The 282-nt window shown below is 37.6% G+C and carries 1 tRNA gene; it reads right to left on the bottom strand.

The window, feature by feature from the left end:
• Positions 1-97: 97 nt before the first annotated feature.
• Positions 98-174 (bottom strand) — tRNA-Ile (locus LQ686_RS14045).
• Between the last annotated feature and the right edge of the window lie 108 nt (positions 175-282).

Consider the following 282-nt stretch of genomic DNA (forward strand, 5'->3'; position numbering starts at 1 on the left):
TATTAAGCTTGTTGAATTTCGTTAGAAATTCACTCGGTTTTTTGCTTGGTAAAATCTATTTTACTTACTTATCTAGTTTTCAATGTGCAATTTAAAATGGTGGGCCTAAATGGACTCGAACCATCGACCTCACGCTTATCAGGCGTGCGCTCTAACCAGCTGAGCTATAGGCCCATTCTTAAGTTGAATGTTATAAACATTCAAAACTGAATACAATATGTCTCCGTTATTCCATGACCTAATGGTCATTCCGTAATATCCTTAGAAAGGAGGTGATCCAGC

The organism is Mammaliicoccus sp. J-M41 (genome assembly GCF_022385935.1).
GTDB lineage: Bacteria > Bacillota > Bacilli > Staphylococcales > Staphylococcaceae > Mammaliicoccus > Mammaliicoccus sciuri_A.